Below are 1,308 nucleotides of genomic sequence, written 5' to 3'. Positions count from 1 at the left end.
GCCACCCTTACCGGGAACGGTCCGGAGGTTTTAAGGATTGTTGATATGGTAGGCTCTGATTTGGGATTTACCATCGGAACCTGCGGCAAAGACGGCCAGGGGGCGCCGGTGTCGGACGCTCAACCCACCATGCACATTCCGGAAATCGTTGTGGGTGGCACAGCTCACGGGGACGATGATCAGAACCCGTCCATTAAGAGAATCAGAAGGCTATAATGTTACTTTAAAAAAGTGACCCGGGGGGTCACTTTTTTGTAAACAACAGAGCGATTTAAAAGACAAAAGTGGCCAGACACACCTTCCCACTGGACTTCATATGTTATTGTAAGAATAACGGCAGGAGGATTATGGTCTTTTTTATGTTAGATTAGAAGTCTAGGGGGTAGTGGGTGGTGAAAATTGGTGATATTGTAACCAGGAAAATTTACGGGGAAGATATGCAATTTTGCGTTTTGGGATTTTATACAAACCAGCAGACCGGAGAAAAGGTGGCCATTCTGGCTCTTTTAGACCCGAATCTTATTGTGGAAGCATCTGTGCAGGAACTGAACCCGGTCTCGGCCAGAAAGCTTTTTGCTTTAACCCAAACTTCGTTCATTAAGCCGCCCGGTAGGGGCGGTTTCGTCTTACCAGGGAAGAAAAAGGAATGAACGTGCGTCGTCGGCTTTTATGGCAGAGTGGTGTCCAAGTTTTCTTTAAACTCCTTTCATCACAGAAGGAATATTTTGTCTATCAGAGAACAATACTTATGATGTAAGAAAGGAGAGCTGCCTGACTTGAATAATAAATATTTGACCATAGCTGAAAGTGCTGTGCAAAAGGTCAGGGCTGCCGGGGCGGCCATGGCTGAAGCCTATCTGCTGAGCAGCAAAGACTTATCCATAGAGGTTCGCAACGGTGAAGTGGAAACCATGAAACTGGCGGAAGACCGGGGGTTGGGCCTGCGGGTAATCACCGGTGGACGGGTTGGCTTTGCCTATACCACCGAGTTCAGCGCCGGAGGTTTGGATCAGGTTGTTCACCAGGCCCTGGCCAACGGTGCCAATACCGAGCCGGATGAATTTTATACCCTGCCGGAGATTTCGGCAAAATACCCGGATCTGGATATTTACGACCCGGCCATTCGAGCCTCCACCGTGGAAAACAAAATTAAAATGGCGGTGGAGATGGAGAACACCGCCAGGGCCTTTGACAAAAGGATAAAAATCATTGAAAGTTCCTCCTACCAGGATGCAGAGATAGAAGTAAGCGTTGTGAATTCCCTGGGCATGCAGGCCCATTACCAGGGCGCTTATTGCGGCATTTACC

2 protein-coding genes and 1 pseudogene are annotated in these 1,308 nt (G+C 48.5%); all 3 read left to right on the top strand.

Annotated elements, in window-relative coordinates; genetic code table 11:
• A pseudogene (locus P378_RS17120) lies at positions 1 to 216 on the top strand (TldD/PmbA family protein); the annotation flags it as partial.
• 176 nt (positions 217 to 392) lie between these two features.
• A complete protein-coding gene (locus P378_RS17115) occupies positions 393 to 650 on the top strand; it encodes a sporulation peptidase YabG (RefSeq protein ID WP_099084064.1) in 258 nt (85 codons plus the stop codon).
• A gap of 126 nt (positions 651 to 776) precedes the next feature.
• Positions 777 to 1,308 (top strand): PmbA/TldA family metallopeptidase (locus P378_RS17110; RefSeq protein ID WP_274378762.1); only part of this gene is annotated, 532 nt, incomplete at its 3' end.

Source organism: Desulforamulus profundi (genome assembly GCF_002607855.1).
The sequence above is the reverse complement of the archived record's forward strand: the minus strand, read 5'-3'. Positions and strand labels throughout refer to the sequence as shown.